The sequence below is a fragment of the Pseudonocardia sp. CA-142604 genome, from assembly GCF_050948475.1.
In the GTDB taxonomy this organism is placed as follows: Bacteria; Actinomycetota; Actinomycetes; order Mycobacteriales; family Pseudonocardiaceae; genus Pseudonocardia; species Pseudonocardia alaniniphila.
Genome location: NZ_CP192045.1, coordinates 1,432,662 through 1,458,569, shown reverse-complemented (window position 1 = coordinate 1,458,569; position 25,908 = coordinate 1,432,662). Strand labels below are relative to the sequence as shown.

Below are 25,908 nucleotides of genomic sequence, written 5' to 3'. Positions count from 1 at the left end.
TCAGCTCCCTTCGTTCGTACGCGTGCTGCGCGGCAGGCCGACGCAAGCGCCGTCGGAGTCCACGAGCAGCAGGTCGGCGCCCGCGGGGTAGGCCACCGCGGCGCGGACGTCGAGCCAGCCCACCGGAAGCCCGGCGGGGGCGATCACGGCACCGGGCGCCACCCCGGGGCCCTCCAGCCGCACGACCGGTCCCCCGGTCAGTGCGGGCACGGCGAGCGCGACCAGCGCGGCCTCTTCCGGGTCGGCCGGAGTTCCCACCCGGACGGCCCGCAGCTCGTCCGCGGTGATCGGCCGCAGCGCCGCCACCAGCCGCGCCTCCCCGAGGACGGCACCGGGCGCCGACGTGGCGGTCATGACGGCCCGCAGCCACTGCGCGCTGTCGGCGCTCGTGGCGTCGAGCACGCACACGGGTGTGTCGAGGTCGGCGAGGGCGAGGAGCGGTACCAGCGCCGCCGGCACCCCGGCAGGCGCAGGCAGGTGCGTCGTCGTCCCCGGCCGGGCCAGGGCGTCGAGCACCGCGCGGAAGACGCGTTGAGCGTCCCGATTCCCGGGCCGGACCAGGGCGGGTGCCGCCTCGATGCTGGTCATGCGAGCTCCTCGAATGCGACCACGGTGGGGGCGAGCACGGCCCATTCCGCGGCCTCGGCAGCGGCCTGACGTGCAGCGACACGGCGGCACAGCGCGGCCACCTCGCCCGCCATCGGCCTGTCGGCCTCCGCCTCCGCGTCGCACACGGCCGCGGCGAGGACCGCCACCCGGTCGTCGCCGAGACGCATCGCCCATCCCCTTGTGCCGGCCAGCTCGACCTCCGCACGGCAGGCGAGCACGTCGCCGAGCAGGAACCGCTCGTGGCCCACCGGCTCCATTACCTCGGTCGCCACGCAGCCGACCTCGGGTGGGACGAGCACCGTCAGCTGGGCACCGTCGGCGAGGCAGCCGTCGGCCAGCGCCACGAGCTCGGCGGTCCCGGCCAGCGCCAGCAGCCCCGCACGTTCCTCCCGTCGGCCCGCTCGACGCCCGGTCGTTCGCTCCGATGTGGTCATTCCGCTCCTCTTCGTCCTTCCCCGAGCTCCACCACCACGCGGAGCGCATCCGCGCGCATCCATGAACTGCTGCACATCACCGGGCTCCCCGCATCGCCGTCCCGGCTGAGGCTCTCGACCAGCCAGACCGGTGCCGCCGACTCCATCTGCAGGCCCGCGACCACGTCCGGCGGCGGCACGTCGAGACTCACCCGGCTCCACGAGCGGACCGGACAGACCCGTCCGACCTGGCGCAGCACGAGGTCGACGGACTCCGCGGCGTGCAGCGCCGCGCCCAGCTCGGGCACGATCGCGACGGGGATCCATTCGTGCGTCGCGGCAGCGAGCAGGTCGTCGATGTAGGACTGGCGGCGCAGCCGGTGCGCCGGCGTGCCCGGCGGCAGGTCGAGCAGCTCGGCAGGCTCCGGCGGCAGCGCCACCACGTCGACCCCGCGGACCACGGTGCGGGGCCGGGCGCCCGCCGCGGACACCGTTTCGTGCCAGGACGGTCGCCGGTCGTGGGAGATGACGTAGTCGATGCGCCGGTTGACGAAGGTGCCTGCGCCCTGGATCCGGCGCACCAGCAGGCGGCGCTCCAGCTCCTGGAGGGCCGCCCGGGCCGCCGCCCGCCCGACGCCGAACCTCAGGGTGATGTCGTGCTCCCCGGCGACCCGCGCCCCCGGTGGTAGCCCGGCAAGCTCGCTCGCCAGCTGCTCGGCGATGTCCAGGTACCGCCTGCCCCGGGTGGTGACGGTGGTGGCCGCGTCCATGGGCGCAACGCTGCCCCTCGGACTTGTCCGGACAACTCCACGAACGCGAACGCCAGGCGGTCCGCCGGTGAACCCCATGAGCGCTTGTCGTGGCCGAGGCGGGCAATTGGGATCAACGCCGACTTGACCGGGCATCGGAGGGGAACCGTTGCCCTGCGTTCAGCCACCCGCAACCCGGGGGACCGCACCCCAGCATCGCCGGCTCGGACCCTCGGCGCTGATGTCGGACGGCCGGATGGTCCGACGCTTCCTACTGACAGGGAGACACCACCTCAGATGAAACGCACTCTCCGCCGCGTGCTCCCCGCCGTGGCCGCAGCTGTGCTGTTCGCCGCTCTCGCCGCGTGTGGCGAGAGCGCCTCCACCGCCGGCCAGGGTGGAGGCGGGGGCGCTGACCCGGACACCCTGGTGTTCGCCGCGGTGCCGAGCGAGCAGACGACGACCCTCCAGCAGAACTTCCAGCCCGTGCTCGACATGCTCGCCAAGGTGACGGGCAAGAAGGTCGAGTTCCGCCAGGCGACGAACTACGCCGCGGTGATCGAGGCGCAGCTCTCCGGGCAGGTCCAGATCGCCCAGTACGGTCCGCTCTCCTACACGATCGCCAAGAAGCAGGGCGCCCAGATCAAGGCCGTCGGCGCGCAGATCACCGCAAAGGGCGCCGCACCCGGCTACAAGTCCTACGCCATCACGAAAACGGGCTCCCCGATCAAGTCGATCAAGGACTACGCGGGTAAGAACATCTGCTTCGTCGACCCGGACTCGACCTCCGGATACCTCTATCCGACCGCCGAGCTCCTCGAGAACGGGATCAACCCGCAGACCGGTGTGCACCCGATCTTCGCGGGCGGCCACGACGCCTCCGTGCTCGAGGTGGCCTCCGGCCGTTGTGACGCCGGGTTCGCCGAGGACTCGATGGTCGACACGACACTCATCCAGTCCGGCCAGCTGAAGCCGGGAGAGATCACCACGCTGCTCAAGTCCGAGGAGATCCCCGGCTCGCCGGTCGCGATCAGCACCTCGCTCTCCCCCCAGCTGCAGCAGACGCTCACCGATGCCTTTCAGAACAAGGCCAACGTCGACTACCTGACGGCCAACGGCTTCTGCAAGGGGGCCTGCACGATCGGCGACGGCGGTGGATGGGGCTACGCCCCGGTGGACGACGCGTTCTACAACACGATCCGCCAGGTGTGCGACGTCACCAAGAACAAGAGCTGCACGCAGGCATGAGCGGCGACAGAAGAATCAACGGCACGGCGCGACATGCCGGCGGAGCGCCGGTCGTGGAGTTCGCCGGCGTCACGAAGCGCTTCGGCCCGCAGGTGCTCGGCCTCGATGACATCAGCCTGACCGTGCACGCGGGCGAGGTGGTCGCTCTGGTCGGCCTGTCCGGCTCGGGGAAGTCCACCCTGCTGCGGCACATCGACGGCCTGCACCTGCCGACGGCAGGCAGGGTCCAGGTACTCGGCGTCGACGTGGGCTCGGTGCGCGGGAGCGCCCTGCGGACGCTGCGGCGCCGGATCGGCTTCGTCTTCCAGCAGTTCGAGCTGGTGGGGAGCCGGACGGTGCTGGAGAACGTGTGCACCGGCGCACTCGGCCGGCTCCGTGGTCCCCGCCTCGGCCTGCCGACGTACCCGAAGGCGGTGCGCCGGGAAGGACTGGAGCACCTCGACCGGGTGGGACTCGCCGACCGGGCGTTCCAGCGGGCGGACACCCTGTCCGGCGGGCAGCAGCAGCGGGTCGCGGTGGCTCGCGCGCTGATGCAGCGACCCGAGGTGTTGCTGGCCGACGAGCCGGTGGCCTCCCTGGACCCCGAGTCGTCCGAACAGGTCATGGCCCTGCTGAAGACGATCAGCCGGGAGAACTCGCTCACGGTGCTGTGCAGCCTCCATCAGGTGGATCTGGCGCTCGGCTGGGGCGACCGGATCGTCGGGCTGCGCGGCGGGCGCACGGTGCTCGACCTGCCCACCGCCGGGCTCGACCGTGAGCAGGTGATGGCGGTGTACTCGCGCGTCGGTGCTGCCGCGAGTGCTCTGCTGACGACCGCACGCTGATGTCGGTCCCCTCCCCACTGCGGGAGACCCCGGTGCCGGCTGCTCGTCCGCCGGCACCGGGGCGCCTCACGACGCGCCCTTCGGCCGGGACGGTCTCGGCCGTGCTCGTGCTGCTCGTGCTCCTGGCCGCCTCGCTGTGGTCGGTGGCCGAACTGCGGATCAACGTCGCAACCTTCGTCGACGGCGCTCACCAGGCCGTGGCATTCACCCGGCGGACGCTGCCGCTGGACTTCCCGCCGGTGCTGGAGATCCTCCGGCTCTGCGGGCAGACACTCGGCATCGTCATCCTCGCCACCCTGCTCTCGACGATCCTGTCGGTGCCGCTGGCCTTGCTCGCCGCCTCGAACACGACGCCGAACAACCCGAGCCGGCTCGGTGCCCGCAGTCTGATCGTCGTCGCTCGCGCGGTCCCCGACGTCGTGCTGGCGATCGCCTTCGTCAGGATCTTCGGCATCGGCGCGCTCACCGGCGTGCTGGCGATGGGCCTGCACTCCATCGGGATGATCGGCAAGATGTACGCCGACGCGATCGAGCACGTCGACGCCGGACCGCCCACAGCACTGCGCGCCACCGGCGCCACGCGGCTGCAGCAGATCGCAGGCGGGGTGCTTCCCGCGGTGCTGCCGGCGTTCGTCGCGGTCGGGCTGCACCGGCTCGACATCAACCTGCGCGTCTCCGTCGTGCTCGGCTTCGTGGGCGTGCAGGGCATCGGCTTCGCGATCGCGGAGTCGATGGCGGTGCTCGACTTCCAGCGCGGCATCGCACTGTCGCTGGTCGTGCTCCTGCTGTGCGTCGTCGTCGAGCTGATCTCCGGGTCCATCCGCACCGCCCTGCTGGGCCGCGCCGCGGCCGGGCCGTCGCGAGGTATCGCTGCCGGCGTCACCCGGCTCGCCACCCGCCGCTCCGCGTCCGGGAAGGCCGACGACGAGCGCCTCGACCTCGACGTCGATCTCGTCCGTGATCCGCGCCTGCGCTCGGCGGCCGCGCTCGTCTCCGGGCGGACCACCCCGCCATGGACCCCCCGGCGGATCGCCTCGGCCGCCTACGCGGCGATCACGCTCGCGGTGATCGCCGCGTCCTTCATCGGTTCGGGCATCTCGCCCGTGGAGTTCTTCGAGTCGCTCCCCGAGACGATCCACAGCATCGGACTGTTCTTCCCGCCCCAGACCGGCGGCCTCTTCGGAACGCTCTTCGAGCAGTTGCTCGTGACCGTGCAGATCGCGCTCGCGGCGACGCTGTTCGGCGTGGTGCTGTCCCTCCCGATCGGGGCGCTCGCGGCCCGCAACGTCGCTCCCACACCGGGCGTCGCGAACGCGTTCCGGCTGGTCATCCTGCTCATCCGCGGCATACCGGAGCTGATCCTCGGCATCGTGTTCGTGGTGATCACCGGCCTTGGTGAAGTGGCGGGCGCGGTGGCCCTCGGGATCGGCGCGGTGGGCTTACTCGGCAAGCTGGTGGCGGACTCGCTGGAGGAGGTGGACGCGGGGCCGGAGCACGCGCTGCAGGCCACCGGGGGGTCTCGGTGGCAGGTCTTCTTCGCCGCGACGCTCCCCGCGGGCTCCCGTGCACTCGTGGCGCACGTGCTCTACCTGCTCGACACGAACATCCGGTCGGCGACGCTGCTCGGCATCGTCGGTGCGGGTGGGATCGGCTTCTATCTGCTCAGCGCCTCGCAGGTGCTGCAGTTCGGTGTCGTCACGACCATTCTGATCATGATCTTCGTGACGGTGATGCTCGTCGAGCTGCTGGCGCTCTGGCTGCGCGGGCGGTTCTGAACAACCTGACCGAGGAGACGACGTCTGCCATGAAACTCCGTGAGACCGTCCGCGACACCATGCGCACCGACCTGCTGGCGATGGCCGAGCTGCCCTACGGCGGGGAGGACGTGGACCAGCTCGCCCACGCGCTCCAGGCGGGCACCCTCGCCGTCGCGGCGGGGAGCCGGCCCGCGCTGGTGGCCGCCGCATTGCTGCACGACGTCGGCAGGGTGCCGCGCGTGATGGCCGCGTTCCCGGAGACTCCGCACGAGGAGGCCGGCGCGACGTACGTCAGCGACCTGGTCGGCGCCGAGGCGGGCTGGCTGGTGGGGTCACACGTGCTGGCCAAGCGTGCGCTCGTGGCCACCGACCCGAACTACTTCGCGCTGCTGTCGCCCGCCTCGGTGCGGAGCCTCGCCCGGCAGGGCGGCGCCGCGGACGAAGAGGAGGTGGAGCATTTCCTGCGCCATCCCCTCGCTGCCGATGCGATGCAGCTGCGGCGGTGGGACGACCAGGCCAAGGATCCGCAGGCCCGGCCGCTCCCGATGGACGAACTCCTGGACGCCGCCCTCGGCGGCTGACCACGTCCTAGGGCCGAACCCGCACCACGACCTCGGTGTCGGTGACGCGCTCGACCCCGACGGTGAAGCCCTCGGCCTGCGTCTCCCCGCCCACCGGCGCCGTGATGCGCTGGCCGGCGACCTCCAGTTCCGCCGTGCCCGCGTTCACCCCGACGAGCTTGGCCTCGATGCCCAGCACGGACACGGCGGCGGCGCCGTCGCGGGGGAAGGTGATGGTGCAGCCGTCGAGACCGCAGTCGGTGTTCGAACCTGCGCCCCCGCATCCGGCGATGAGGACGAGAGCGGTGAGTGAGGAGAGGACGAGCGCTGCGGGGCGACGGGTCATGATCGCCATGGTACGTGCCCGCTGGTCCGTTTTGTCCGGGTACCGTTGCCACCCGGGGAGATCCATCACCTGTCAGCGAGGCGGCCGATGCAGTAGGCAGGGACTCGTCCGCACACCCGACCTGGGGGGAACGATGAGCGAAGGGCCCGCTGCCGAGCGGCGTGTGGAGTTCGTGGCCGTCGCCGACCGGCTGGCCGGGCGCTTCGCCGAGCGCGCCGCAGCCCACGACGTGGAGGCCAGCTTCCCGCACGAGAACTATGCCGACCTCGCCGACGCCGGGTTCCTGCGGCTGACCGTTCCCGAGGAGCTCGGCGGACTCGGGGCGGGACTCGGCGACGTGCTGGCGGTTCTCGAACGGCTCGCGACGGGCGACGGGGCCACCGCGCTCGCCGTCACGATGCACATCTCCCCGCTGGGTCAGTGGAGCACCGTGTGGCGGCGCACCGGAGCCCCGCGACTGGCCCACCTGCTGCGACAGGCAGCGGAAGGCTCGCTGGTGTGGGCGGCCGTGACCGGCGAGCCGGGCATCCGCAACGACATGACCGACGCCCGCACGGCCGCCGAGAAGGTCGACGGCGGGTTCGTCCTCACCGGCCGCAAGGTCTTCGCGACGAACACGGCGGTCGCCACGCACTTCTCCACCACCGCCCGCCACGAGGCCGCCGACGGCGGGCCGCGGCTGCTGCTCTGCCAGGTGGCGATGGATCAGCCGGGTGTGCGGGTGCACCCCACCTGGAACGCGATGGGGATGCGTGCCACGCGCAGCGACGACCTCGAGCTCGACGGCGTCTTCGTGCCCGACGAGCAGATGGTGCACTCGCTGCCGGTCGGCCACCTGGACACGCGGGTGCTCGAAACCGTCTGGTCGTGGGCGATGCCGTCGTTCGGAGCGGTCTACACCGGGATAGCCGCGGGAGCGCTGGACTGGACCGTCCAGCGGGTCCTGCGCTCAGGGCGGGCTGACGACCCGGTTGTCCAGGACGTGATCGGCGGGTGCCGGATCCTCCTCGACACCTCGCGGGCGATGCTGGCGAGCCACGTGGACAAGGTGGAGAACGGTCGCCTCCTCGACCGCGGAGTGCAGGGTGGGCTGGCCTGGTGCGCCACGGTCAAGTACGTGGCCGCCACCAACGCGGTCGAGGTGCTGCAACGGCTCGTCGACGTCGTGGGCGGGCCCGCCTACACCAGGTACCAGCCGTTCGAGCGCATGTGGCGCGACGTTCAGGCCGGTCCGATCATGCCGATGGGCAACCTCGCCGCCCGCCGTCTGGTCGGCGCCGACGCGCTCGGCGTGACCGTCGCGCCGGTCAGCTGACCGGCTGAGTCACGGGCCGGTGAACGACCCGTGCCTGCCCGCGCCACCGGCGAACCGCGCGGCACCGGCGGTGGCGTCGGCCGCCAGCGACACCTGGCCGTGCGCGAACTCCGCGTCCAGTGCGTCGGCCTCGGAGAGCCCTTCCTGATCGAGCACGGAGAGCCGGTCGCGGCGCATGCAGGTCTGCGGGAACGCCGCCAGCTGCGTGGCGAGCTCGTGGGCTGCGGCGAGGACCTCCCCTACCGGTACCACCCGGTTGGCAAGGCCGATCGCCAGCGCCTCCGCGGCGTCGACCGGGCGTCCGGTGAGGATCATGTCCATCGCCCGGCTCGTGCCGATCAGGCGCGGCAGCCGCACCGTGCCACCGTCGATCAGCGGGACGCCCCAACGACGGCAGAAGACGCCGAACACGGCGCTCTCGTCGGCCACCCGCAGGTCGCACCACAGCGCCAGCTCCAGCCCACCGGCCACGGCGTACCCCGACACCGCGGCGATCACCGGTTTCGACAACCGCATCCGGGTCGGACCCATCGGGCCGTCGCCCCGGGGGTCGACGCGGTTGCCGCGCTCGGTACCGACCGCGGTCAGATCGGCGCCCGCGCAGAAGACACCGCCCTCACCGTGCAGCACGGCAACCGCGGCGTCCTCATCGGCGTCGAACGCACGGAACGCGTCGGCCAACTGCTCGGCGGTGGCTCCGTCGACGGCGTTGCGGCGCTCGGGGCGATGCAGGAACACCGTGGTGACGGGTCCGTCACGCTCCACGCGGACCGCGGTCACGACCGGCCCCACAGCGGGTCACGCAGCGCGCGGCGCAACACCTTGCCCACCGGCGACAGCGGGAGCGCATCGACCACGTGTACCTCCTTCGGGACCTTGTACCCGGCCAGCCGGGCACGGACCGCACCCCGCAGCTCCTCGGCGGCCGGCGGCTGCACGCCCGGCCGGAGCGTGACGAACGCGGTGACCGCCTCCACCCACGTCTCGTCCGGCGCCCCGACGACGGCGGCCGCGGCGACGGCAGGGTGCGTGAGCAGCGCGTCCTCGACCTCACGGGGATAGACGTTGTACCCGCCCGTGATGATCATGTCGCTCGTGCGGTCGACCAGGGTGAGGTAACCGCGCTCGTCGACCCGGGCGAGGTCACGCGTGCGTACCCACCCGTCGGTCGTGATCGTCTCTGCGGTCAGCTCCGGCGCCGCGTAGTAACCCGCCATCGCGAACGGGGCGCGCAGCTGCAGCTCGCCCACCTCGGCCACGCCCAGCGGCGTGCCGTTCTCGTCGGCCACCCGTACTTCGGCGTCCACGGACGGGTGCCCGCAGCTGCCCCACAGGCCCGGATCGGCGTGGTCGGCCTTGTCGAGCACGGTGATCGCGAGCGGGGCCTCGGTCTGGCCGTAGTACTGCACCAACCGCGGTCCCCACAGGTCGAGCACCTGCTCCAGCAGCGGGCCGGGCATCGGGCTCGCCCCGTAGAAGGCCGTGCGGAGGTGGGAGACGTCGGAACGTTCGGCTGCGCCCGACGCGACGAGCATCCCCAGCATCGTCGGCACCAGGTTGATCTCGGTGGCGCGGTGTGCGGCGACCGCGTCGAGGAAGGTGGCGGGGTCGAACCCGGGCAGCACGGCGGAGACGGCGCCGCGGACCCAGTACGGGAGCACGAAGGTGCCGCTCGCGTGGATCAGCGAAGCCGCGTGCAGCATCACCGAGTCCGGCCCGGGAGAGACGAGGTTGGCCAGGACGTTCGCCGCGATCGCGGCCCAGCTCGCCTGGGTGTGCACCACGGCCTTCAGCGCACCCGAGGTACCCGAGGTGTAGACCACGATGACGGGGTCGTCCGGCTGCGCGGGGAGCAGCGGATCGCGACCCGAGGCGGCTGACATCTCCGTGATCAGGTCGGGGGCGTCCACCACGTCGGTCGGGCCCAGGCACGCCGGCCGCAGCCCGTCGAGTCGCGCCACCAGCTCGCTCGCCCGCTCCGCGAGCGCGGGGGTGTGCACCAGCAGTTGCACTCCGGTGGCCTCGATCATTCTGGCCTGCTCGTCCGGCGCCAGCCGGGGGTTGAGCGGGACGCGTGCCACGCCGGCCTTGAGGCACGCGAAGTCGATCGGTACGGACCACAGCCCGTTGTCGACCAGCAGCCCGACCCGCGCACCCCGCTCCACCCCGAGCCCGCCGAGCACGTGGGCCAACCGGTTCGCCGCGCCGTCGACCTCGGCGAAGGTCATCGACTCGGCTCCGGCGACCACGGCCGTACGCCCACCGTGCCGGGCAGCACCCCGGCGCACCAGTTCGACTGCCAGCATGGGCATCTCCCCCCTGATCGCGCCCGAACCTACCTGCCCCGGCAAGGCAGGCGGGGGATCGCGGAAAGGCCGGGACAGAGCCCCATCCGGGTGAATGTGAGAATCCCGGACACCCGGCCGAAACACCTCGTGCGACGCCGTGCGCCGATCACGCCGGTGCAACGGACCGCGTTCCCATCGGAGCACGCGGGGCGGAACCGGCATCCGGCCGACAATCATCAGATGGACGAAATCCCAGGTCACGGCGTGGATGAGGGCCGTCATGGCGACCGCGACCGATCTACTGCCTTACGCGCGACAACCGGCCGTCGGCCGGACGCAGTCGCGCTCGTCCGGGTCGGCAGCCATAACCGTGACGTGACAACTGGCCGGATTCCGGAAATGGGCCGGTTAACAGTTCTCCGGCCTCCTGCGAGCCCTGAGAGAACCGCTCGGCGCCAATCCCCCCGGGAGTCGAGCGGCCAGTCACGGTCCCGCTGGACTTCACGGTCCAGCGGGACCGTGGCGCCCTTTCACGGCCCGGCCAGTAGCGCAGAGCGTGATCTCCGGTGAGTCGCGCCGCGGCCCGACTGCCCCGAACAGGACGGGCGCGAGGCTTCCCGAGCGACCTGAGCCGACATCCCGATCCCGTACGGACGGATCGGTCAACGGCGGTCCCAACCGCCATGATCGTCCTAGACTCGGCGCGCTGTCGACCGTGTCGGTTCGAGACCGAGGAGTGAGAACCACCATGTCGAGTGCCGCACCTCCGTACGTCGACACGACGAAGGCCAGCGTCGCGAGGGTCTACGACGCCTTCCTGAACGGCACCGACAACTACGAGATCGACCGTGAGGTTCTGCGCCGCATCCAGCAGGTGGCTCCCGAGGCCACCTTCCTCGGCCGGGACAACCGCGAGTTCCTGAACCGGGCCAGCCGGTTCATCGCCGGACAGACCGAGATCACCCAGTACCTGGACTGCGGCTCGGGTCTGCCCACCGCGGAGAACACCCACCAGGTCGTGCAGCGCATCCATCCCGAGGCGCGCGTGGTGTACGTCGACAACGACCCCGACGTACTCAGCCACGGCAGGGCGCTGCTCGAGGAGAACGACCGCACCCACCTGATCGGGGCCGACATCTTCCAGCCCGGCCAGGTGCTGGACAACGAGGTGGTGCGCAAGCAGCTCGACTTCTCCGAGCCCATCGCGCTGTACCAGTGCGGCACCCTGCACCACTACACGGGCGAGCGGAGCGCCGAGATCATGCGCGAGTACATCGACGCCCTGCCGTCGGGCTCGTACGTGGCACTGAGCCACTTCTTCGACCCCGAGACCACAGAGGACAGCGCGCTCGCCCGGAAGATGGAGGACATCTTCCTGCACAGCCCGATGGGCAGCGGCATGTTCCGTACCCGCGCCGAGATCGAGAGCATGTTCGCCGGGCTCGAGCTCGTCGATCCCGGCCTGGTGTTGTGCGCCGACTGGTGGCCGGACGGTCCTCGCGTCAAGCCGCTGGTGCCGGTGCAGCGCTGCATCGTCGGGGCGGTCGGCCGCAAGCCCTGAACGCGCCGATATCAGGAGCCCGCGACGGAGCCGATCGCCGGCGGGGTGGGTGCACCGCCGCTCACGACCGTGCCGAGGGTCGCCTTCCACAGCTTCGCCCAGCTGCCGGTGACGTAGATCTTCTGGAGCCACTCGTCGACGAAGGCCTTGGCCGTCGGGTCGCCGAGCGGGAGCCCGATGCCGTAGGACTCCTGGGTGAACGGCTCACCGACGACCTTCACCCCTGGGTCGGTGCTCGCGTCGGAGACGAGGATCACCTGGTCGATCACGTACGCGTCGGCGCGGCCCTGCTGCACCGCGGCCACGCACTCGGAGTCGTGCTCGAACGTCACCAGGTGGGCCGCGGGGGCCGCCCTCTGCAGCGCGAGCACCGCGGTGGAGTTCGCCTGGGTCGCGACCGTCTTGCCGTTGAGGTCACTGACGCCGTGGATGGCCCCGTCGCCCGCCCTGACCATGATCGCGTCGCCCGAGGAGTAGTACGGGCCGGCGAAGGCGACCTTCGTCGCACGCTCCGGAGTGATCGAGTAGGTGGCGACCACCGCGTCCACCGCGCCGTTCTGCAGCAACGGCTCGCGGGTGTCCACGTGGGCCGGGGTGATCGCGACGGCGTTCGTGGGCTTGCCGGTGATGTAGTGCGCGAGCATCTCCGCCAGCCCGGCGTCGAACCCGGTGACCCTGCCGGTGGTCGGATCCCTGAGGGCGAAGAACGGCGTGGTGTCGCCGCTTCCGACCTTCAGGGTGCCCCGCCGCCTGATCTTGTCGGCCCACGAGCCCGGGGGGATCGACGCCGGGTCGGCGACGGGTGAGTTCGCGATGATCGCGTCATACCGGTCCGTGTCGGTCGTCCCCGGAAGCATGTGGGCTGCGCCGGAGTCGGCACACCCCCCGAGGGCGACGACGCAGGACAGCACGGTTACGAGCACCCCCAATGCCCGAATGGTCACAATGCGCATCGTCATCACCCCCAAGTCGCCGCGATATTGCACGCAGCGTAACCAGGCGCGGAATGACAGGGATGGCAGTCAAAGCACCCGCACCTGGCCATGCGACCCGTCGTACTGTCGAGATCCGGTACCGACGAGGAGGACACCCCCGTGGCGAACACCGGCATCGACTCGGTTCTGCGCGATCGCGTGGCTCTGATCACCGGGGCCTCCGGTGGTATCGGCCAGGAGATCGCCCGGAGGCTCGCCGAGAGCGGCACCGATCTCATGCTCACCTACGGCAGGCATGCCGACGAGGCCGAGCACGTGGCTGACCTGGCCCGCAAGCTCGGCCGCTGTGCCGAGGTCATGCAGGCCGACTTCGCGGACCCCGACAGCCCGGCCCGGGTCGTCGCCGCGGCCCGCGAACGGCTGGGGGACGTCGACGTGCTGGTCGCCGCGGCAGGCGTGGCCGAGCAGAGGTCATGGCCGGACGTCGACGGGGCGCTGTGGGACGAGAGCATGACCGTCAACGTCCGCGCCCCGTTCTTCCTCACCCAGCAGATGCTGCCCGGGATGATCGAGCGCGGGTTCGGCCGGATCCTGCTGTTCTCCTCGGTGGCGGCGTTCACCGGCGGGGTCATCGGGCCGCACTACGCGGCGGCCAAGGCGGCGCTGCACGGCCTGACGCACCACCTTGCGGCACGCGTCGCCGACACCGGTGTGACCGTCAACGCGATCGCTCCTGCCCTCATCGCGGGCACTAGGATGCTGCCGCTCGCGCCGGACGACCCGGTGCCCCCGATGATCCCCGTCGGCCGCCTGGGCACCACCGAGGAGGTGGCCGACCTCGCGCTCGCCATGCTCCGCAACGGCTACCTGACCAACAAGATCATCGCGCTCGACGGCGGTGCGTACCCCGACTGAGGCGCTCCCGTCCGGTCAGGACACGGTGATCCGGTCGGTGGCCGGGGGTGCGACCGGGCCAACCTCGGTCAGGTACGCGGCGAGACCGTCGATGTCGAGGCCACCCACCACCCGGTTCGTGCCCTGGGTCAGCACGGAGAAGCCGTCGCCGCCGTCGGCAAGGAAGCTGTTGACGGTGATCCGATAGGTGGCCGCGGGGTCGACCGGTGTGCCGGCGATGCCGAGCGCGCCGACGCGGGTGCCCGAGCAGGGGTCGGCGGCCGTTCCCGACACCCCGTTGGGATCGACCGTGTAGGCCACCGACCCCGACGGCTGCAGCGTGCGTTCGGCCACGAACTGCTGTTCCAGCAGGCAGTCCAGCTGCGCGCCGGTGAGGTCCACCGTGGTCAGGTAGTTGTTGAAGGGCTGGACGGTGAAGGCTTCCTCGTAGGTGACGGGGCCGGCGTCCAGGTCGGCACGCACGCCACCAGGGTTCATGAAGGCGGCCACCGCACCCTGCTCCTGGTCGGTGGCGGCGAGCTGAGCGTCGGCGATGAGGTTGCCCAGCGACGACTCGCCCACCAGGGTGCCGAACAGCGGTTCCTGGGCGCGGGTGAGAGCGGCCGTGGTCTCGCCCACCTGACGGGAGGCGATCGGCCCGAGCAGCGTGCGGTACCGCGCGACGAGCTCGGTCTCCGCCGGGTCGGCCGGGACGTCGCGGCCCACCACCACGTTGGTGGCCGTGGCCGTCAGCACGTTGCCGGTGGCCGGGTCGATCTGCAGGTCGATGTCGGTGACCAGGCGCCCGAACGAGCTCGCGCTGGTGACGACCTTGCCCGCGATCACGCAGTTGTAGGCCTGGTGGGTGTGGCCGCTGACCACCACGTCGATCGCCGGGGAGAACCCTTCGGCGATCGGGACGATCGGCCCCTGCAGCCCGGTGCAGTCGTTGATGCCGGCGTTCGGAGCCTGCGTGCCGCCCTCGTGCAGGAGCACCACGATCGCCTCGACACCCTGCTTCTGCAGCTCCTCCGCGTACCGGTTGCCCGTCTCGATCTCGTCGCGGAACTCCAGCCCGGCCACGCCGGATTGCGTGACGATGTCCGGCGTCCCCTCCAGGGTCATCCCGATGAACCCGATGCGGACGCCGCCCACGTCCTTGATCGCGTACGGATCCAGCAGCGGTTCGCCGGTGTCGGTGACGAACGCGTTGGCCGAGAGGTACTGGAACTCCGCGCCCTTGTACGGCCGTTCCTGGTCGGCGCAGCCGTCGGCGGGGTGACAGCCGCCGTTCTGGATGCGCAGCAACTCGTCGGCGCCCTCGTCGAACTCGTGGTTGCCCACACTCGCCACGTCGAGCCCGGCCAGTCCGAGTGCCTCGATCGACGGTTCGTCGTGGAACGCGGCCGACAGCAGCGGCGAGGCCCCGATGAGGTCACCGGGGGCCACGGTGATCGTGTTCTCCTGCTGTACCTGGCCGGCGAGCTGCGCGAGCTGGGTGGCGAGGTACTCCACACCACCGGCCGGGACGCCGGCGATCGTGCCGCTGGAACCCGTCGGCGGTTCGAGGTTGCCGTGGAAGTCGTTGAGTGCGAGCAGTTGCACCGCGACCGGCTCGGGGCCGGTGTCCCCGCCGTCTCCGTCGCCTCCGCCAGTGGTGGCGGCGGTCAGCGCTCCGGCGAGCAGCACACTCGCGGCCACCAGCACAGCGCGCCGGACCGGACGTGACGACCGAGGCATACGAGGTCCTCCACTGGCTACTGCGCGGAACTGTGCCACAGCGGACACCACGAACCGGATCATGCTCGCATGATCGGATGAACAGGGCATTGCCGACGCTCGGCCGTTGAGCACCGAACGTGGAAGCCCGGCCGCGTCACGGCCTGGTCACCGGACGGGAACAGGCGACTCGCGGGGGTGCGCGACCCCGGCTTTGCGCTTCTGCCTCCGCGCCGGTATCCCTGTCCGGTGCTCCTGCGCCAGCTGGAATATCTCAGCGCCCTCGCGCGGGAACGTCATTTCGCCCGAGCGGCGGCCGCGTGCCACGTCTCGCAGCCTGCGCTGTCTGCGGCGATCCGCAGGCTGGAGGCCGATCTCGGGGTGCAGATCGTGCGGCGGGAGCGGCGCTTCGGCGGGTTCACGCCGGAGGGCGAGCGGGTGGTGCTGTGGGCACACCGCATGCTCGCCGACCGCGACGCGCTCCGGCAGGACCTGGACCGGATGGCAGGTGGTCTCACCGGGCGGCTCCGCATCGGCGCCATCCCGACGGCGCTGACCGCCGCGCCCCTGCTCACCGGCCCGTTCAGCGAGCTGCACGGGCGGGTGCGGATCTCCTTCGAGTCGTTGTCCTCCCGCGAGATCGTGCGCAGGCTGGCCGAGTACGAGCTCGACGTCGGTATGACCTATGTCGACGGTGAACCGCTCGGCGGCGCGGTGCGCACCGTCCCGCTCTACCCGGAGCGCTACCTGCTGCTGACGCCCGACAACTCGCCGCTCGCCGAGCGGACCACCGCCGCGTGGGACGACGCTGCGACGCTGCCGCTCTGCCTGCTGTCGCCGGACATGGAGAACCGGCGGATCATCGACCGCGCCTTCACCGACGCAGGTGTCGCGGTGGAGCCGATGCTGGAGGCCGACGCGGTGTCGGTGCTCTACGCGCACGTCGCCACCCACCGGTGGTCGACGATCATCGCGCACGCATGGTTGCATCTGTTCGGCGTCCCTGATGGGATGCGCATCGTTCCCATGATCCCGCCGGCCTCCAGCCATCGCATCGGCCTGGTCCTTCCCGACCGCGTTCCGGAGCCGATGCTCGCGCGTGCACTGCTCGACGTCGCGGGGTCGGTGGACATGCGTGCCGCGCTCGACCAACTGCTCCGTCGCCACGTCCGCAGCCGTTCATAGCTCGCGCTTATCACGGGATAGGCAAGATTGCTTTGAACTGTGGCACCTCAGAGCGGGACACTCGCGACCATGACGACGGACGTCACGGATCTCGCGGCAGTACGCGCTGAGCACGTACGCAATATCGCGACAACGCTGCGGGACGTGCGCGGCCCGCTCTTGCCGATACTCCACGCGATACAGGAAGACCTGGAGTACATCGATCCGGCGGACATACCGGTGATCGCCGACGTGCTCAACCTCGCGGTCGCGGAGGTCCACGGCGTCGTCACCTTCTACCGCGACTTCCGGCGCGCCCCCGGCGGCCGCACCACGGTGCGGGTGTGCCAGGCGGAGGCCTGCCAGGCGGTTGGCGCCGAGGCGCTCGGCGAGCACGCGAAGCGACGCACCGGCGTCGGTTTCGGTGAGACCACCTCCGACGGCGCCGTCACGCTCGACGAGGTCTTCTGCCTCGGCAACTGCGCCCTCGGTCCGGCGGTGCAGGTGGGCGACCGGCTGCACGGCCGGGTCACCCCCGCCCGCCTCGACGCACTGCTGGGAGAAGCCCGATGACTGGACGTGTGCGGGTGTTCGTGCCGCGGGACTCCGCCGCGCTGTCGGTCGGTGCCGACGAGGTGGCCGAGCGGATCGCCGCTGCCGCCGGCACCGCCGGCCGTGACGTCGAGGTGGTGCGCACCGGTTCGCGCGGAATGCTCTGGCTGGAGCCGCTGGTCGAGATCGAGACGGCCGAGGGCCGCGTCGGCTACGGGCCGGTCGCGCCGGAGGAGATCGACGGCCTGGTCGCCGCGGGCCTGCTGGACGGCGCACCGGAAGGCCTCGGACTCGTCGAGGACCTGCCGTGGATGCAGCGTCAGCAGCGGGTGACGTTCGCCCGCGTCGGGATCGTGGACCCACGCTCGGTCGACGACTACGAGGCCCACGGCGGCTACGCCGGGCTCCGGGCCGCGCTCGCGAAGACCCCGGCCGAGGTCGTCGAGGAGGTCGTGGACTCCGGCCTGCGCGGCCGCGGCGGCGCGGGCTTCCCCACGGGCATCAAGTGGCGCACGGTGCTCGGCGCCCAGTCCGACGTCAAGTTCGTCTGCTGCAACGCCGACGAGGGCGACTCGGGCACGTTCGCCGACCGCATGCTGATGGAGGGCGACCCGTTCACCCTCATCGAGGGCATGACGATCGCCGCCTACGCCGTCGGCGCCACCGAGGGCTACATCTACGTGCGCTCGGAGTACCCGGAGGCCGTCGAGGCGCTGAACGCGGCCATCGAGTCGGCCCGGCAGCGCGGCCTGCTCGGCGAGCGGGTGCTCGGCTCCGACCTGACGTTCGACGTGTTCGTGCGGGTCGGCGCGGGCGCCTACATCTGCGGTGAAGAGACCTCGATGCTGGAGAGCCTCGAGGGCAAGCGAGGCATGGTGCGCGCGAAGCCACCGATCCCCGCCCTCGAGGGCCTCTTCGGCCGCCCCACCGTCGTCAACAACGTGCTGTCGCTCGGCTCGGTGCCTGCGATCCTCGCCCACGGCGCCGCCGCGTACGCGGAGCTGGGCACCGGCCGCTCGCGCGGCACCAGCGTCTTCCAGCTCGGCGGCAACATCGCCCACGGCGGCATCTTCGAGACGCCCTTCGGGATCACGCTCGGCGAGCTCGTGCAGGACCTCGGCGGCGGCACGGCCTCCGGCAGGCCCGTGCGTGCGATGCAGGTCGGCGGACCGCTCGGGGCGTACGTCCCGGCGGAGCAGTTCGACCTGCCGATGGACTACGAGTCGTTCGCCGCGGCGGGCGCCATGCTCGGCCACGGTGGCGTGGTCGTGTTCGACGACACGGTGGACATGGCCGCGATGGCCCGGTTTGCCTTCTCCTTCTGCGCGGAGGAGTCGTGCGGGAAATGCACGCCCTGCCGCGTCGGCGCCGTCCGCGGTGTCGAGACGATCGACCGTATCCGCGCAGGTGAGGACCGCACGAAGAACCTCGTGCTGCTCGACGACCTGTGTGAGCTCATGACCGACGGATCCCTCTGCGCCATGGGTGGGCTCACCCCCATGCCGGTGTTGAGCGCGGTCCGCCACTTCGGCGAGGACTTCGGCGTCCCGGCGACCACCACCACAGGAACAAGCGACGGGGGCACACCATGAGCGAGCTCGCGAGCGAATCATCGACACAGCGACTCGTCGAAGCCACGACCGAGCGAAGCGAGGGAGCGCGATGACTCTGCTCAAGGAGCCCGACTTCGGAACGCCCGCCCGCGAGGGTGCGGCCACCGTCGAGGTGACCATCGACGGCGTGGCCGTGACCGTGCCACCGGGAACGTCGGTCATGCGCGCGGCCAAGCAGGCCGGGCTCGACATCCCCAAGCTCTGCGCCACCGACAGCCTCGAGGCGTTCGGCTCCTGCCGCCTGTGCGTCGTCGAGATCGACGGCGCCCGCGGCACGCCGGCGTCCTGCACCACGCCGGTCGCCCCCGGCATGGTGGTGCGCACGCAGACCGAGAAGCTCGGGAAGCTGCGCCGCGGGGTCATGGAGCTCTACATCTCCGACCACCCGCTCGACTGCCTCACCTGCTCGGCCAACGGCGACTGCGAGCTGCAGGACATGGCAGGCGTCACGGGGCTGCGCGAGGTCCGCTACGGATCCGGTGTCGATGCCGGCGCCAACCACATGGACGCCCCCAAGGACACGTCCAACCCCTACTTCGACTTCGACGCCTCGAAGTGCATCGCGTGCTCCCGTTGTGTCCGCGCCTGTGACGAGGTGCAGGGCACCCTGGCCCTCACGATCGAGGGCCGCGGCTTCGACTCGAAGGTCGCCGCGGGCGCAGGCGTCTCGTTCATGGAGTCCGACTGCGTCTCCTGCGGCGCGTGCGTGCAGGCCTGCCCCACGGCCACGCTGCAGGAGAAGTCGGTGGTCCAGCTGGGCATGCCCACCCGCTCGGTCGTCACCACCTGCGCGTACTGCGGCGTCGGCTGCTCGTTCAAGGCCGAGCTGCGCGGCGACGAGCTGGTGCGGATGGTGCCCTTCAAGGACGGTGGCGCCAACGAGGGCCACTCCTGCGTCAAGGGCCGGTTCGCGTTCGGCTACGCCAGCCACCCCGACCGCGTGATGTCCCCGATGCTGCGTGACTCGATCACCGACCCGTGGCGCGAGGTCTCCTGGGACGAGGCCATCCAGTTCACGGCACGGCGGCTGCGGGAGATCCAGGCCGAGCACGGCTCGAGCTCGATCGGCGCGATCACCTCGTCCCGGACGACGAACGAAGAGGTCTACGTCGTCCAGAAGATGGTGCGCGCGGTCTTCGGCAACAACAACGTCGACACCTGCGCCCGCGTCTGCCACTCCCCCACCGGCTACGGGCTCAAGCAGACCTTCGGCACCTCGGCCGGCACGCAGGACTTCAAGTCCGTCGCCAAGGCCGACGTGATCATGGTGATCGGGGCCAACCCCACCGACGGCCACCCCGTGTTCGCCTCGCGGATGAAGCGGCGGCTGCGCCAGGGCGCCAAGCTGATCGTCATCGACCCGCGGCGCATCGACCTCGTCCGCTCGCCCCACATCGAGGCCACCCACCACCTGCAGCTCGCGCCCGGCACCAACGTCGCGATCGTCAACGCGATGTCGCACGTCATCGTCACCGAGGGGCTCGTCGACCGGCAGTTCGTGCAGGAGCGCTGCGAGGACGTCGAGGCGTGGGAGAAGTTCATCGCGCAGCCGGAGCACAGCCCCGAGGCCGTCGAGGAGATCACCGGGGTTCCCGCCGCCGAGGTCCGCGCCGCGGCCCGGCTCTACGCGGAGGCCGGCAACGGCGCCATCTACTACGGCCTCGGTGTCACCGAGCACAGCCAGGGCTCGACCACGGTCATGGGCATGGCGAACCTCGCGATGGCCACCGGCAACATCGGCCGCGACGGCGTCGGGGTCAACCCGCTGCGCGGGCAGAACAACGTGCAGGGCTCCTGCGACATGGGCTCGTTCCCGCACGAGCTGCCGGGCTACCGCCACGTGTCCGACGACGGCGTCCGTGACGTCTACGAGCAGCTCTGGGGAGTACCGCTGCTCGAGGAGCCGGGCCTGCGCATCCCCAACATGTTCGACTCGGCCATCGAGGGCTCGTTCCGGGCGCTGTTCGTGCAGGGCGAGGACATCGCTCAGTCCGACCCGAACACCAACCACGTGCACGCCGCGCTCGCCGCGCTGGATCTGCTCGTCGTCCAGGACCTCTTCGAGAACGAGACGGCGAAGTTCGCCCACGTGCTGCTGCCCGGCACGTCGTTCCTGGAGAAGGACGGCACGTTCACCAACGCCGAGCGGCGGATCAACCGGGTGCGCCCGGTGATGGCGCCGCAGACCGGCAAGCAGGAGTGGGAGATCGTCTGCGAGATCTCGCAGGCGATGGGCTACCCGATGCACTACGACAACTCGTCGCAGATCATGGACGAGATCGCGATGACCACGCCGACGTTCGCCGGCGTCTCCTTCGCCCACCTCGACAAGGTCGGCAGCGTGCAGTGGCCGTGCAACGACGCGGCCCCGAACGGCACGCCGATCATGCACGAGACCGGGTTCGTGCGCGGCAAGGGCCGCTTCGTCGAGACGGTCTACGTGCCCACCCGCGAGCGCAGCACGCGGAAGTTCCCGCTGATCCTCACCACCGGCCGGATCCTGTCGCAGTACAACGTCGGCGCGCAGACCCGCCGCACCGCCAACGTCGCGTGGCACCCCGAGGACATCCTCGAGCTGCACCCGCACGACGCGGAGGTGCGTGGGGTCAACGACGGCGACATGGTGTCGCTCTCCAGTCGTGTCGGACAGACCACCCTTCGGGCGGTACTGTCGGAACGAATGCCGGTCGGCGTGTGCTACACGACCTTCCACCACCCGGTCACGGGAGCCAACGTCATCACCACCGACAACTCCGACTGGGCCACCAACTGCCCCGAGTACAAGGTCACGGCCGTCCAGGTCGGCCTCACACCGGAGCAGGCCGCCGTGCGCGAGGACCTGGCGCAGCGACCGGTCGTCACGGCAGGAGACTGATCGATGTCCATCAGCACAGTCCCTCCGCACGTACGGCTGGCCAACGAGGTCGCGGAGCAGTTCGGCCACAAGCCGCTCGAGGTGGCCGCCGCCGAAGTCGCCGCGCACCTGCGGGACTTCTGGGAGCCGCGCATGAAGAGGGCGCTCCGGGAGCACGTGGCGGAGGGCGGCGAAGGGCTCGACCCGGTGGCACTCCGCGCGGCCGAACTGCTCGGCCAGGCGAGCTCATGAGCACCGCGTTCGCGCCGCCGACTACGTCCCTCGCCTGGGACGCGGCCCGCGAGCGCGCTCACGCAGCCGGGCACCCTCTGCCCGCACAGTCGGTCCCCCTCGCCTCCGCCGTCGGCACGGTCCTCGCCGCCCCGGTGGTGGCGCCGGCGAACGTGCCGCCGGTGGACCGCTCGGCGATGGACGGCTACGCCGTGTGCGGCTCCGGCCCATGGACGATCGTGGGCCGGATCGACGTCGCCGGCGTGCCGTCCGTGCACCTGCGCGACGGCGAGGCGTGCGCTGTGGTCACCGGCACCGCCGTCCCGCCGGGTACCACGGCGGTGCTGCCCGACGAGGACGCCGTCCTCGACGGGCACCTGCTCGCCGGCACGCTCAGACCGGGCGCACACGTGCGACGCGCAGGTGAGGAGTGCTCGGCCGGTGAGGAGCTGCTGCCGGCCGGCACGCTCGTGCGCCCTGCCGTGCTCGGTCTGGTCGCCACGCTGGGCCTGGACCGCCTGCCGGTCCGGCCACGCCCGCGCGTCGCGGCGATCGTCACGGGCAACGAGCTGGTCACCGAGGGTGCACCGGGGCCGGGGCGGGTGCGCGACGCCATCGGCCCGATGCTGCCCGGTCTCCTCGCACGGGCCGGTGCCGACGCGATGCCCGACGTCCGGCTGCCCGACTCCCGCGCACTGCTTCTCGAAGCGCTGGCCGACGCCGACGCCGATCTCGTGCTCGTCTCGGGGTCATCGTCGGCGGGTCCGGCCGACCACCTGCGGCCCGCGCTCGCCGCGCTCGACGCAGAACTCCTCGTCGACGGCGTGTCCTGCCGGCCCGGCCATCCGCAGGCGCTCGCCCAGCTGCCCGACGGCCGACTGGTCGTGGGGCTGCCCGGCAACCCGTTCGCCGCGCTTGTCGCGTTCCTCACCCTCGCGCTCCCGGCCATCACCGCGATGCGCGGGGAGCCGTTGCCTGCGCTGGTCGCGGCGCCCGTCCCGGGCGGTCTTCCCCGCCATGCGATGAGCACCCGGCTGGTCCCGGTGCACGTCGGCCCGCAAGGCGCCGTTCCCGTCGGGCACGCCGGATCGGCGATGCTGCGCGGGGCCGCGGTCGCCGACGCGCTCGCCGTGATCGACCCTGGTCCGGCCGCGGCAATCGCCGCGCGCCTCCTTCCTCTCGACCCGGGAGCCCGCCCATGGGGCGTCTGATCGCTCGTCGTCCGGTACTCCGCGTGACGGCCAAGGGGGCCGTGCGACGGCCCGACTCCATCGCCGTCGAGGAGCCACTGGAGCTGCGGGTCGGCGGCCGCGCTCTGGCGGTCACGATGCGCACGCCAGGCCACGACGTCGAGCTCGCCCACGGCTTCCTGCTCACGGAGGGCGTGATCGGGAGCGCCGCCGACATCCGCGACGCGCGCTACTGCGACTCCGTCGACGACGAGGGCCGCAACACCTACAACGTCCTCGACGTCGGGCTCGCGCCGGGCGTGCCCACCCCGGATCCCGGCGTGGAGCGCAACTTCTACACCACGTCCTCGTGCGGCGTGTGCGGCAAGGCGTCGCTCGACGCCGTGCGCCTGCGCTCCCGGTACTCCCCCGACGCCGACGAGACGCGAGTGGCCGCCGAGGTGCTCGCCGACCTGCCCGACGAGCTGCGCCGGCGCCAGCAGGTGTTCGACCGCACAGGCGGGCTGCACGCGGCGGGGTTGTTCAGCGCCACCGGTGAGCTCCTCGTCGTGCGCGAGGACGTCGGTCGGCACAACGCCGTGGACAAGGTGCTCGGGTGGGCGCTGCTGCAGGGCCGGGTGCCGGCGAGCGGCCTCGTGCTCACCGTCTCCGGACGCACGTCGTTCGAGCTGGCCCAGAAGGCCGTCATGGCAGGCGTGCCGGTCATCGCGGCCGTGTCGGCGCCCTCGTCCCTCGCCATCGAGCTGGCCGAGGAGTGCGGCCTGACGATGGTCGGCTTCATCCGCAACGGCTCGATGAACATCTACACACACAGCGAGCGGGTCCTGCTGCCCGAGAGCGCCCCGGAGCCCGCGCGCAACCCGGTCCTCAGCACGTCCTAGCCAACCTCGCCGATTACGACGTTGCCCCGGCCTGTCGGAGAAGAACTCGATGTCACCGGCGGGGTCCCGGAACCCTCCGGACACGGGAGCCCCAGGGCCCTGGCTACCTCGGTAGGCCGTACATGGCGGCGATCGCCACCTCGACGGCTTCCATCTGTTCCGGGGTCGCCGTGCCGGCGTGCTCGACGAGCCGCCGGCGCATCACCGCCTCGGAGGACATCGCTGACGCCCACCCGTGTGGGTCGATCCGGGCGGACAGCAGCCCGCCGGGATCGGTGGCGTTGATGTGGAGCCCGCGGACGGTCGGTGTGGTCTCGTCACGGTTGATCCCGTCCGCGGAGACGATCAGGCGGAGCGTGGACTGGCCAGGACGTTCGAGGACGGGCCGATAGATCCAGATTTCGCCGCGCAGCACGGCGGCGATCGTGTCAGGCCGACAGGGAAGCGATCCGCTCGGCCTCGGCGTCCTCGATGTACGTGGGGTGCTCGGCGTACCAGGCGGCGTGCTGGCGCACGGAGTCGGCGAGCGCCAGCTCGTGCAGCTGGCGGGCCGCAGCCTCGGCCATGGAGCCCCCGCGCGTGCGGGCGCAGGTGCGCAGCCAGCGCGCGGTGGCCGCGTCGACCTCGACCTCGATGCGCTCCACTTCGTGTGCCATGAGCGCGAGGATACGGCACTCGGCACTTCGGGCAGATCGCTTGGTGAGAGGCAGCAACGCGGGCTACCGGCTACCTCGACTGGACGGCCACGCCCTGGGCGACCGGCACGTCCTGGGGGAACTCCTCGTCGAACACCTGGGCCTTGCGCATCCCCCACTTGCCCGTGGTCACGACGCCGATCACGAACATCGCCGCACCCGTCCCGGCCATGATCAGCCAGCCCAGATGAGCGGCGGCGACGAAGCCGGTCGACAGCGGTCCGACGATCCGCGCGGTCACCACCGAACCGAGCACCGCCACGCCGAGCGTGGCCCCCACCTGCCGGCTCGTTGATGCCACGGCCGCCGCGACCCCCGCCTGCGAGGCGGGCATCCCCGAGACGGCCGCGTTGGAGACCGGCGGGTTGATGAAGCCGAACCCGATGCCGAACACGGTGTAGGCGAGGACGACCTCCACCACCGACGACTGTGCCGTGAGCACCGAGAGCAGCAGCGAGCCCGCTGTGATCGCCACGGTTCCGGCCGCCAGCGGGATCCGTGGACCGTGGGTACCGACGAGCCGACCCGACAGCGGCGCGAGCACCCCGGTCATCACCGCCATCGGCAACGTGAGCAGTCCTGCGTGCAGCGGTGAGTACCCACGCACTTCCTGCAGGTACAGAGCGTTGAGGAAGAGGAACCCGGACATCACGGCGAACGACCCGATCGCGATCAGCGTGGCGCCCGTGAAGGGCGGGCTGGCGAAGAAGCGCATGTTCAGCAGCGGCTCGTCCACACGCTTCTCGTAGCTGACGAACGCGATGGCGGACGCGACCGCCACGAGGAAGCTCGCGACGATCCACGGCGACTCGATGCCCTGGCCGGGCGCCTCGATGATCCCGTACGTCAGCGTGGCCAGCAGCACGATCAGCAGCAGCTGTCCGACCGGATCGATCGGCCGGGGCCGGGCCGAGCGGGACTCCGGGACGAACCGGGCGACGAGCAGCACGGCGGCCAGGCCGATCGGGACGTTGATCCAGAAGACCGACCGCCAGCCGATGCTGTCCACCAGCAGGCCACCGAGCACCGGCCCGAGCGCCCAGCTCAGACCGACGACCGCACCCCAGACACCGATGGCCTTGGCGCGCTCACGACGATCCATGAACACGTTCGTGATGATCGACAACGCGACGGGATTCAGCATCGACCCGCCCACCGCCTGCAGCATCCGGAACACGATCAGCAGTCCGATGCCGGGGGCGATGCTGCACAACAGTGATCCGAGGCTGAAGAGCACCAGGCCCGTCTGGAAGACCCGCTTCCTGCCGATCCGGTCGCCCGTCGAGCCGGCCAGCATGAGGAAGCTCGCGAGCACCACCGTGTAGGCGTCGATCACCCATTGCAGGCTCGACACGGAAGCCTGCAGCTCGTTGCCGATCGAGGGCAGGGCCAGGTTGACGATGGTGTTGTCCAGCCCGACGATGAACAGCCCCATGCAGCAGATCGCCAAGACCGCCATCTTGCGGCGCTGGTCAAGTTCGGGCATGCCCACCCCAAAAAAAAATCGCGG

At 71.2% G+C, this 25,908-nt stretch carries 25 protein-coding genes; 14 read left to right on the top strand and 11 right to left on the bottom strand.

Annotated features, from left to right (window positions below):
• From phnH to ACQPZQ_RS06700, 3 genes are read right to left on the bottom strand one after another with little or no spacing between them, the layout of a single operon-like run.
• Entirely contained in the window at positions 1-588 is a 588-nt protein-coding gene (gene phnH / locus ACQPZQ_RS06710; protein ID WP_433293099.1) for a phosphonate C-P lyase system protein PhnH, read from the bottom strand.
• Entirely contained in the window at positions 585-1,043 is a 459-nt protein-coding gene (locus ACQPZQ_RS06705; RefSeq protein ID WP_433293097.1) for a phosphonate C-P lyase system protein PhnG, read from the bottom strand. Before ACQPZQ_RS06705 ends, phnH begins: the two co-directional genes overlap by 4 nt.
• Positions 1,040-1,792: a GntR family transcriptional regulator gene (locus ACQPZQ_RS06700; protein WP_433293095.1), complete on the bottom strand. Its 753-nt coding sequence runs from the start codon at positions 1,790-1,792 to the stop codon at positions 1,040-1,042. The genes ACQPZQ_RS06705 and ACQPZQ_RS06700 overlap by 4 nt, the downstream gene beginning before the upstream one ends.
• 276 nt (positions 1,793-2,068) lie before the next feature.
• Between ACQPZQ_RS06700 and ACQPZQ_RS06695 the strand changes: the two genes are divergently transcribed.
• From ACQPZQ_RS06695 to ACQPZQ_RS06680, 4 genes are all read left to right on the top strand, one after another.
• Positions 2,069-3,019 (top strand): phosphate/phosphite/phosphonate ABC transporter substrate-binding protein, encoded by a 951-nt coding sequence (locus tag ACQPZQ_RS06695; RefSeq protein WP_433293093.1) that lies wholly within the window; start codon positions 2,069-2,071, stop codon positions 3,017-3,019.
• A 53-nt stretch (positions 3,020-3,072) separates the two neighbouring features.
• Complete coding sequence (phnC, locus tag ACQPZQ_RS06690; protein ID WP_433293091.1) at positions 3,073-3,843, top strand: phosphonate ABC transporter ATP-binding protein; 771 nt, start codon at positions 3,073-3,075, stop codon at positions 3,841-3,843.
• A gap of 101 nt (positions 3,844-3,944) precedes the next feature.
• Positions 3,945-5,618 (top strand): phosphonate ABC transporter, permease protein PhnE, encoded by a 1,674-nt coding sequence (gene phnE / locus ACQPZQ_RS06685; RefSeq protein ID WP_433293089.1) that lies wholly within the window; start codon positions 3,945-3,947, stop codon positions 5,616-5,618.
• A gap of 29 nt (positions 5,619-5,647) precedes the next feature.
• A complete protein-coding gene (locus ACQPZQ_RS06680; protein WP_433293087.1) occupies positions 5,648-6,181 on the top strand; it encodes an HD domain-containing protein in 534 nt (177 codons plus the stop codon).
• A gap of 7 nt (positions 6,182-6,188) precedes the next feature.
• Here ACQPZQ_RS06680 and ACQPZQ_RS06675 read toward each other — a convergent pair whose 3' ends face one another.
• On the bottom strand, positions 6,189-6,506 hold the full coding sequence (locus ACQPZQ_RS06675) for a hypothetical protein (RefSeq protein WP_433293085.1): 318 nt from the start codon (positions 6,504-6,506) through the stop codon (positions 6,189-6,191).
• A 133-nt stretch (positions 6,507-6,639) separates the two neighbouring features.
• Between ACQPZQ_RS06675 and ACQPZQ_RS06670 the strand changes: the two genes are divergently transcribed.
• Positions 6,640-7,821 carry an acyl-CoA dehydrogenase family protein gene (locus tag ACQPZQ_RS06670; protein ID WP_433293083.1) on the top strand — a complete coding sequence of 394 codons (1,182 nt, stop codon included), beginning with the start codon at positions 6,640-6,642 and terminating at the stop codon, positions 7,819-7,821.
• A 9-nt stretch (positions 7,822-7,830) separates the two neighbouring features.
• Here ACQPZQ_RS06670 and ACQPZQ_RS06665 read toward each other — a convergent pair whose 3' ends face one another.
• Together ACQPZQ_RS06665 and ACQPZQ_RS06660 are read right to left on the bottom strand one after the other, a co-directional pair.
• Positions 7,831-8,601 carry a crotonase/enoyl-CoA hydratase family protein gene (locus ACQPZQ_RS06665; RefSeq protein ID WP_433293081.1) on the bottom strand — a complete coding sequence of 257 codons (771 nt, stop codon included), beginning with the start codon at positions 8,599-8,601 and terminating at the stop codon, positions 7,831-7,833.
• Positions 8,598-10,127 (bottom strand): AMP-binding protein, encoded by a 1,530-nt coding sequence (locus ACQPZQ_RS06660; protein ID WP_433293079.1) that lies wholly within the window; start codon positions 10,125-10,127, stop codon positions 8,598-8,600. The genes ACQPZQ_RS06665 and ACQPZQ_RS06660 overlap by 4 nt, the downstream gene beginning before the upstream one ends.
• A 730-nt stretch (positions 10,128-10,857) precedes the next feature.
• Between ACQPZQ_RS06660 and ACQPZQ_RS06655 the strand changes: the two genes are divergently transcribed.
• Complete coding sequence (locus ACQPZQ_RS06655) at positions 10,858-11,670, top strand: SAM-dependent methyltransferase (protein WP_433293077.1); 813 nt, start codon at positions 10,858-10,860, stop codon at positions 11,668-11,670.
• Positions 11,671-11,681: 11 nt separating this feature from the next.
• Here the strand turns inward: ACQPZQ_RS06655 and ACQPZQ_RS06650 are convergent, their stop codons facing one another.
• Positions 11,682-12,623, bottom strand: a complete 942-nt coding sequence (locus ACQPZQ_RS06650) for a glutamate ABC transporter substrate-binding protein (RefSeq protein WP_433293075.1) — start codon at positions 12,621-12,623, stop codon at positions 11,682-11,684.
• Positions 12,624-12,764: 141 nt separating this feature from the next.
• Here ACQPZQ_RS06650 and ACQPZQ_RS06645 point away from each other — a divergent pair, with 141 nt between their 5' ends.
• Positions 12,765-13,520, top strand: a complete 756-nt coding sequence (locus ACQPZQ_RS06645) for an SDR family NAD(P)-dependent oxidoreductase (protein WP_433293073.1) — start codon at positions 12,765-12,767, stop codon at positions 13,518-13,520.
• Between the two features lie 15 nt (positions 13,521-13,535).
• Here the strand turns inward: ACQPZQ_RS06645 and ACQPZQ_RS06640 are convergent, their stop codons facing one another.
• The gene (locus tag ACQPZQ_RS06640) at positions 13,536-15,239 is read right to left on the bottom strand and encodes a bifunctional metallophosphatase/5'-nucleotidase (RefSeq protein WP_433293071.1); all 1,704 of its coding nucleotides are present in this window, start codon (positions 15,237-15,239) and stop codon (positions 13,536-13,538) included.
• A 228-nt stretch (positions 15,240-15,467) separates the two neighbouring features.
• Here ACQPZQ_RS06640 and ACQPZQ_RS06635 point away from each other — a divergent pair, with 228 nt between their 5' ends.
• The 7 genes from ACQPZQ_RS06635 to fdhD all read left to right on the top strand — a co-directional run bounded on the left by ACQPZQ_RS06635 (position 15,468) and on the right by fdhD (position 23,703).
• Positions 15,468-16,403 carry a LysR family transcriptional regulator gene (locus tag ACQPZQ_RS06635; protein ID WP_433293069.1) on the top strand — a complete coding sequence of 312 codons (936 nt, stop codon included), beginning with the start codon at positions 15,468-15,470 and terminating at the stop codon, positions 16,401-16,403.
• A gap of 69 nt (positions 16,404-16,472) precedes the next feature.
• Complete coding sequence (locus ACQPZQ_RS06630) at positions 16,473-16,955, top strand: NAD(P)H-dependent oxidoreductase subunit E (RefSeq protein WP_433293067.1); 483 nt, start codon at positions 16,473-16,475, stop codon at positions 16,953-16,955.
• Positions 16,952-18,526, top strand: coding sequence for a formate dehydrogenase beta subunit (locus tag ACQPZQ_RS06625; RefSeq protein WP_433293065.1), 1,575 nt, complete (start codon positions 16,952-16,954; stop codon positions 18,524-18,526). Before ACQPZQ_RS06630 ends, ACQPZQ_RS06625 begins: the two co-directional genes overlap by 4 nt.
• A gap of 70 nt (positions 18,527-18,596) precedes the next feature.
• Positions 18,597-21,422, top strand: coding sequence for a formate dehydrogenase subunit alpha (gene fdhF / locus ACQPZQ_RS06620; protein ID WP_433293063.1), 2,826 nt, complete (start codon positions 18,597-18,599; stop codon positions 21,420-21,422).
• Positions 21,423-21,425: 3 nt separating this feature from the next.
• Complete coding sequence (locus ACQPZQ_RS06615; RefSeq protein ID WP_433293061.1) at positions 21,426-21,653, top strand: formate dehydrogenase subunit delta; 228 nt, start codon at positions 21,426-21,428, stop codon at positions 21,651-21,653.
• Complete coding sequence (locus tag ACQPZQ_RS06610; RefSeq protein WP_433293059.1) at positions 21,650-22,843, top strand: molybdopterin molybdotransferase MoeA; 1,194 nt, start codon at positions 21,650-21,652, stop codon at positions 22,841-22,843. Before ACQPZQ_RS06615 ends, ACQPZQ_RS06610 begins: the two co-directional genes overlap by 4 nt.
• Positions 22,831-23,703, top strand: coding sequence for a formate dehydrogenase accessory sulfurtransferase FdhD (gene fdhD, locus ACQPZQ_RS06605; protein ID WP_433293057.1), 873 nt, complete (start codon positions 22,831-22,833; stop codon positions 23,701-23,703). Before ACQPZQ_RS06610 ends, fdhD begins: the two co-directional genes overlap by 13 nt.
• Positions 23,704-23,806: 103 nt before the next feature.
• On the opposite strand, the gene ACQPZQ_RS06600 is transcribed toward fdhD, so the two are convergent.
• The 3 genes from ACQPZQ_RS06600 to ACQPZQ_RS06590 form a co-directional block, all read right to left on the bottom strand.
• Positions 23,807-24,118, bottom strand: coding sequence for a hypothetical protein (locus ACQPZQ_RS06600; RefSeq protein WP_433293055.1), 312 nt, complete (start codon positions 24,116-24,118; stop codon positions 23,807-23,809).
• A gap of 13 nt (positions 24,119-24,131) precedes the next feature.
• Positions 24,132-24,359: a hypothetical protein gene (locus ACQPZQ_RS06595; RefSeq protein ID WP_241034850.1), complete on the bottom strand. Its 228-nt coding sequence runs from the start codon at positions 24,357-24,359 to the stop codon at positions 24,132-24,134.
• Positions 24,360-24,429: 70 nt separating this feature from the next.
• Positions 24,430-25,884: an MFS transporter gene (locus tag ACQPZQ_RS06590; protein WP_433293053.1), complete on the bottom strand. Its 1,455-nt coding sequence runs from the start codon at positions 25,882-25,884 to the stop codon at positions 24,430-24,432.
• Positions 25,885-25,908 lie beyond the last annotated feature (24 nt).